A 6102-nucleotide genomic window follows, 5' to 3' on the forward strand; every position below is an offset into this window, starting at 1 on the left:
CTTATAAATCATAAAATGGTTTCTTGAGTATATCTTCCAAATCTATACTTTTTAAAACTTTAACTATTTCTTCCGAAGGAGCATCTACTCCCTTAAACGGATTTTCTACAGTTTTTAGTAACGTTTTAAACTCGCTCGAAATGGCTTTGTTAATAGCAGCTTCAATATCTTGTGATGAACTATCACATTGTATCACACTTTCTGCCATTATTCTACCTCTTTGTCTATCACCTATATTTACAGTAGCAATTTTAAAACTTGGAGCCTCTACTATACCACTCGATGAGTTTCCTATCATAGCATCTACATATTGTAATGCCGAAAGGTAGCGCAGTTGCCCCAGAGAGGTAAAACAAACTGCTTTTGAAGAATTTTTAGCCACATACTCTTCTATCATTTGGTTTACAATTCGCCCATCAGTGTCAGAGTTTGATTTAGTAAATATGATTTTGCAATTATCAATCTTATCCAACGCATTTAATAATTGTTGTGTTTGTACTGCTGAAGTTGCTTTTTCAAGTGTAACAGGGTGAAAAGTAACTAAAAAAGTGTATTTTTTATCTAATTTAAAATTAATTGAGGTTTCAAAATCTTCTTTAGATAAAAGTTTTAACTTCAAAATATTTTCAAGAGCTAAAGCACCTATATTAAAAACCTTATTTGGTGTTTCGCCTAATTGTATAATCCTTTTTTTATATATTTCAGTAGCACAAAAGTGTATCTGAGACATTTTGGTAATACTATGCCTAATTGCCTCATCTATTAGCCCCTCTGTTGCTTCTCCCCCGTGACAATGTGCCACAGGAATACGAGCTATCATAGCTGCACTCACTGCCGAAAAGATTTCAAATCTATCACCTAAAACTAAGATAATATCAGGCTTAAGCTCCGCAAAGGCTTCCGAAAAAGAAATCATTGCAAGCCCCATACTTTTAGAGATTCCTACAGGAGTATCAGAAGAAAGAAGAATTTCTATCTTTTTATCAATCGTAAATCCTGCGTTTTCAATATCTTTATAAGTTAAACCAAACTCAGGGGAAAGATGCATTCCCGTTGCAATCAATTGAAGTTGCAATGTTTTATCCTCTTCAATTGCTTTTATAGTATGATGTAGCAAGCCAAATTCGGCTCTTGTACCCGTTATAACACAAACTTTTCTCATAGCTCAATAAAATCATCTTCTTCAAAATCTCTTATCGCCTTGGTACCTATCACCTCATTCCATCGCATAGGCGAAAGCCCCGTGCCAGGTCGTTTAACAATAAGATTCTCTTCTGTAAGCAATTCCCCTTTTTTTATAGCCCTATTAGCTATAATGCTTCTTCTTACAATAGGCTCATTTTTAGCTTCAGAAGCCGATACCTCTTTCACCCCCAAGCCTCCTATCGCTTTTTCTATATTGCGAATAGCACTTACCATAGCTTTTAGCTCTTTAGGCTCAAGAGAAGCCTTATGGTCAGGGCCTGGTAAATTTTTGTCTAAGGTAAAGTGTTTTTCAATTACCGTAGCTCCTAAAGCTACCGCTGCTATAGGTACTTCTATTCCTAAAGTATGGTCAGAATAACCCACCGCTACACCCAATTCTTGCTGAATATGTAGCATCGCCTTTAGGTTTACATCCTCCATAGGAGTAGGATATTCTGTATTGCAATGCAATATCGTAATTTTATCTTTGCACACCCCATTATCAGTAAGCACCTTTACAGCCTCTTTTATTTCTGCAATCGTAGCCATTCCCGTACTCATAATAATAGGCAAACCCATCTTTGCCACTTTAACTAAGTATGGATAATTAGTAATTTCACCAGAAGGAATCTTAAAAAAATCCATATTTAATTCCTTTAGAGTATCTATAGATACTAAATCAAAGGGCGTTGAAGCAAATTTTATATTCTTTGTTTCAGCATATTGTGATAAAATCTTAAAATCAGATAATGGCAAGTGAATTTTCTTAGTCATTTCTAACTGAGACTCTTTTATCCCTAAGTTCTGGATTTGATATTCCGTCATAGTCCCTTTTTTTGTAACAACCAAATTAGGAACTGCAGTTTGAAACTTTACATAATCAGCACCACTTTCTGCAGCAACATCTATTAGCTGCTTGGCTTTATTCAGGTCAGCATTATGATTTACCCCAGCCTCTGCTATAATTACTACCTTTTTCATTTCTTTATTTTCTCTTTTAGTATACTATTCATACTTTCCCAATTTGTAAAAGGTAAAGCCCTATCGTCTATCCATACATCTCCAATAGGTTTCCCCATTACCAATTGATGATATTTAAAACCATTTTTTTTGAGCCAGTCGGTTGTCATTTCAAACTCCATCCAAGTTCTAGCTGTATAAAAAATAATGGTATGCCCCTCATCATATAAAGCATTTACAGAAGAAACAGCATCTTTAAGAGGACGTGCTAATGAACGACTATAGGTCTTTTCTTCAGTACAAATAGTACCATCAATATCTATTATTATTTGCATCTTAAATTGTTTTATAATATTCTTTGAAAGCCCGTATCATCATAAAATTCCCCTTCCATTCTTGATAAGAGTTAGGCAATCCTAAAAAGTCTTTTAACAAACACATCGTACTATCAGCTCCTGCCATAATAGAATTTAAAACGCCCCCTCCAAAACGAGGGTTAATTTCCATAAAGAAAAGTTCTTTTTCCTCATTTTCCAATATTTGTAACGTAATAGGCCCTATTAAATTTGTTTTTAGAATAACTTCTTTAGCAAAAGCTTCTATATTTTCATTCTTTATAGTAATTGATTTTATTGACTCTCCCCCTTGAGTTTCTAACCTCTGTCTTGGTACTATAGATAATATCTTACCCGTTTTTGGACTTCTGTAAATATCAATAGTATATTCATTACCTTTTATAAATTTCTGTATTAGGTATTTTTCACGATTTAAAAGGTTTAGAAGTTCAGATTCATTATTTAATACTACAATCCCCTTAGAAGCAGAGCCTTCTAAAGGCTTAGCTATTAGGGGATAGATAGATAAATTAGTATCAGGTACTTTTATATCATTCTTTATACACCATTCATTAGATAATTTTTTATTAAAAAAAATAACACAAGAATCTATGTCAGAAACAGGAATAAAAACATCCTCCTCTTGCAAAATATTTTTCAAATTAGCTGCTATAATAGTAGCGGGGTCTACAAAAGGTAATAGAATATGAATTTTATATTCCTTGATTACCCTCTTCAAATCATCTAAAATAGATTTATCACTCCATTTACACCCTTTTATTACTGTTCCTACGAAAGCAATAGGGCAATCCTCATTCAGTTCATATGAAAAAATAGAAACTTCAAAACCTAATGTTTTACCAGCCTCTATAAATCTTTCTGCAATAGAAACTCTTTTAGCACCTCCTAAAAAAAGAATATTTATTTTTTTACCATTCATTTTAATATAGGTTATTATTGATACAATGAGTATTAATTATTATAACTCATATGTATTACTCCGCTTGGGATATTACAACTCTTATTCCTAACTATTCAGTGTTACCAAGGTCAGTCTCAAAGATATGAAGCATTTCTTTTAAAAATACCCTCCTTTTTTTCTATCCTCCATAGCCGCTTCTGTTACTTTGTCGTCAATACGCGTTTCACCGCGTTCCGAAATGCGCGAAGCCGTAATTTCAGCCACCACTTCTTCCAAGGTAGCAGCATTACTTTCCACTGCTGCCGTACAAGTCATATCGCCCACAGTGCGGTAGCGTACGCGTTTGTTTTGTATTACATCGTTTTCATCAATTTGTATATAAGGCGATACCGCTATCAATCGTCCTTCGTGTTCAATCACATCACGATTATGAGCAAAGTAAATCGAAGGCAAAGCAATCCCCTCTTGTGCTATATAGCTCCACACGTCCAATTCCGTCCAATTCGAAATAGGAAATACACGCACATTTTCACCTTTCTGAATACGTCCGTTGTAGATATTCCAAAGCTCCGGACGCTGCAATTTAGGATCCCACTGCCCAAACTCATCACGTACCGAGAAAAAACGCTCTTTAGCGCGAGCCTTTTCCTCATCGCGGCGAGCACCCCCTATGCAAGCATCAAAGTGAAATTCCTCAATAGTATCCAGCAAAGTATGCGTTTGCAACCAGTTGCGCGAAGCAAATTTACCTTTAGGTTCAGTAAGTCCTTTAGCAGCGATAGTATCTTCCACCTTTCGCACGATTAGTTCAGCCCCCAACTCAGCAGCCAAAGCATCGCGGTAAGCCAAAGCCTCAGGAAAGTTATGCCCCGTATCTATATGCACCAAAGGAAAAGGTATTTTCATCGGAGCAAAAGCCTTAGCCGCCAAGTGCACCAGCGTAATAGAATCTTTACCACCACTAAACAGCAAGGCAGGGCGTTCAAACTGAGCCGCCACCTCACGCATAACGTAAATACTTTCAGCCTCCAATTGTCTCAAATGCTCTTTATTCATCTTCTATATCTTCTATATTTTTATGTCTTTGTTTATTATCTCTGCTAAACATTTCTTGTTTTTCTGCAGTTATATCCTGCTGGCGCAAGCTTGCAGCTTGTGCCCAATTCAAAATTCATAATTCAAAATTCCCACCTCAAAAAGCGTATGACTATTGCCGCTACCCAAATTGTCGTAAATAGCAACCACCTCCAGTCCAGCGCGTTTCACACATTCTATCATATCAGCCGAGTAGTACATCTTGCTGTTACCATTAGCCATAGCCGTAAAGTACAAACTAATTTGTGTCAAGCAGTAAGCACCCGTTTCGTGTTCTTGCCTATCCCAATAAGCCTCCAAAATATACAACCGAGTCGAAGCATCCATCACCTTAGCTACAGCCTTTAGTATCCGTACCACCTCATCAGGCGAGAAGCAATCCAAAAACTGACTCATCCATATCACATCGTGCCCCGTAGGCAACACCGGCGCTTCAGCTAGCAAATTACAAGCAAATCCCTCTATCCGTTCAGCACCCAGCTGCCCGTCAATATGCTTGCGCATCAGCCCCAACTGACTAGGCAAGTCCACAATCGTAACATTCACATCCGCATTCTCAGCCACCACCTTCAGAGCAAACCTACCCGTATTGCCCCCCACGTCCAATAATTTACGTACAGGTGTCTTAAAAATAATCCCCAAGGCATCCGCAAACGAATAGTCAGAGTAGTAATGGTCAAAAGCAAACCATTTTTCCTGCGCCTCTTTAGGAAGTTGCGACAACCCCTCGTAGATAGTCGCCCAATTGCCAAAAACCTTCAGTCCAGCAGGCTTACCAGTGCGAAGCGCCTCCTCCAAATGAAACATCCCCTCATAACACACCGATTGTACAAAATCCATATTCACACGCGTAGTCCTATCGCACAACAAATACCAACCCGTTTTTGTAAGGTGAAATGAGTCGTCCTCCTTCACCATTACCGTCCCTATCGAAAGCGAAGCCTCTAAAAGCACCTGCACCGCATAAGGCGACAGCCCCGTAACATTCGCTATTTCAGCCTGCGAAAGTCCTAGCGGAGCGTTGTACAGCGCCTCCAAAACCCCCAACTTTACCATCAAGTGCGACACCTGAAAAGCAATAGGAGCAAAGGCAATCTCTTGAGCCAAGCGTTGTGCTTGCAATGCAGTTTTCGTTTCGGTAGTATATTGTTTATCCAAATCAGGAGTTAAGTTCATAAACCACAAATCACTAATATCAGCTGCAAAGATACGAAATAATTTTAAATTACGAATTTTGAATTGCGAAAATTCACACCCCGCCAATTCCACTCATAGTATATTTTCGCACACACTTTGGCAAACGTTAAGAGTTTGTCAAAGTTTTTCTACTCCCCCAATTCAAAATTCAGAATTCAAAAGTACATTTTCGCACACACTTTGGCAAACTTTCAGAGTTTGACAAAGTTAATTACTCTGATAATCAATCACTTTTATTCACATTGTAGGGGCGATTGGCAAATCGCCTTCACAAAACAAAACTTTTCGGACAGGCTCTTTTTCTACCCCCTAATTCAAAATTCTTCTCCGTACCCCCCCAATTCAAAATTCAGAATTCAGAATTCAAAATTGTTCCCCAGCGAACCTTGAGCGAAGGATGAGCGAAGG

General features: G+C 37.8%; 6 protein-coding genes. All 6 read right to left on the reverse strand.

Annotated features, from left to right (window positions below):
- Window position 1: 1 nt before the first annotated feature.
- The 6 genes from neuC to HMPREF9075_RS12245 all read right to left on the reverse strand — a co-directional run bounded on the left by neuC (window position 2) and on the right by HMPREF9075_RS12245 (window position 5673).
- Window positions 2–1162: a UDP-N-acetylglucosamine 2-epimerase gene (gene neuC, locus HMPREF9075_RS12220; RefSeq protein ID WP_009416924.1), complete on the reverse strand. Its 1161-nt coding sequence runs from the start codon at window positions 1160–1162 to the stop codon at window positions 2–4.
- Entirely contained in the window at window positions 1159–2166 is a 1008-nt protein-coding gene (gene neuB, locus HMPREF9075_RS12225; RefSeq protein ID WP_009416925.1) for an N-acetylneuraminate synthase, read from the reverse strand. Before neuB ends, neuC begins: the two co-directional genes overlap by 4 nt.
- Entirely contained in the window at window positions 2163–2480 is a 318-nt protein-coding gene (locus HMPREF9075_RS12230; RefSeq protein WP_009416926.1) for an HAD hydrolase family protein, read from the reverse strand. Before HMPREF9075_RS12230 ends, neuB begins: the two co-directional genes overlap by 4 nt.
- 1 nt (window position 2481) lies before the next feature.
- Window positions 2482–3420 carry an ATP-grasp domain-containing protein gene (locus HMPREF9075_RS12235; RefSeq protein WP_009416927.1) on the reverse strand — a complete coding sequence of 313 codons (939 nt, stop codon included), beginning with the start codon at window positions 3418–3420 and terminating at the stop codon, window positions 2482–2484.
- A gap of 138 nt (window positions 3421–3558) precedes the next feature.
- Complete coding sequence (cysD, locus tag HMPREF9075_RS12240; RefSeq protein WP_009416928.1) at window positions 3559–4458, reverse strand: sulfate adenylyltransferase subunit CysD; 900 nt, start codon at window positions 4456–4458, stop codon at window positions 3559–3561.
- A gap of 108 nt (window positions 4459–4566) precedes the next feature.
- The gene (locus HMPREF9075_RS12245; RefSeq protein WP_034557796.1) at window positions 4567–5673 is read right to left on the reverse strand and encodes a class I SAM-dependent methyltransferase; all 1107 of its coding nucleotides are present in this window, start codon (window positions 5671–5673) and stop codon (window positions 4567–4569) included.
- Window positions 5674–6102 lie beyond the last annotated feature (429 nt).

The sequence above is a fragment of the Capnocytophaga sp. oral taxon 332 str. F0381 genome (assembly GCF_000318275.2).
GTDB lineage: Bacteria > Bacteroidota > Bacteroidia > Flavobacteriales > Flavobacteriaceae > Capnocytophaga > Capnocytophaga bilenii.

Coding starts and splice junctions, on each gene's coding strand:
- neuC (WP_009416924.1), bottom strand. CDS start 1,162: ATGAGAAAAGTTTGTGTTATAACGGGTACAAGAGCCGAATTTGGCTTG.
- neuB (WP_009416925.1), bottom strand. CDS start 2,166: ATGAAAAAGGTAGTAATTATAGCAGAGGCTGGGGTAAATCATAATGCT.
- HMPREF9075_RS12230 (WP_009416926.1), bottom strand. CDS start 2,480: ATGCAAATAATAATAGATATTGATGGTACTATTTGTACTGAAGAAAAG.
- HMPREF9075_RS12235 (WP_009416927.1), bottom strand. CDS start 3,420: ATGAATGGTAAAAAAATAAATATTCTTTTTTTAGGAGGTGCTAAAAGA.
- cysD (WP_009416928.1), bottom strand. CDS start 4,458: ATGAATAAAGAGCATTTGAGACAATTGGAGGCTGAAAGTATTTACGTT.
- HMPREF9075_RS12245 (WP_034557796.1), bottom strand. CDS start 5,673: ATGAACTTAACTCCTGATTTGGATAAACAATATACTACCGAAACGAAA.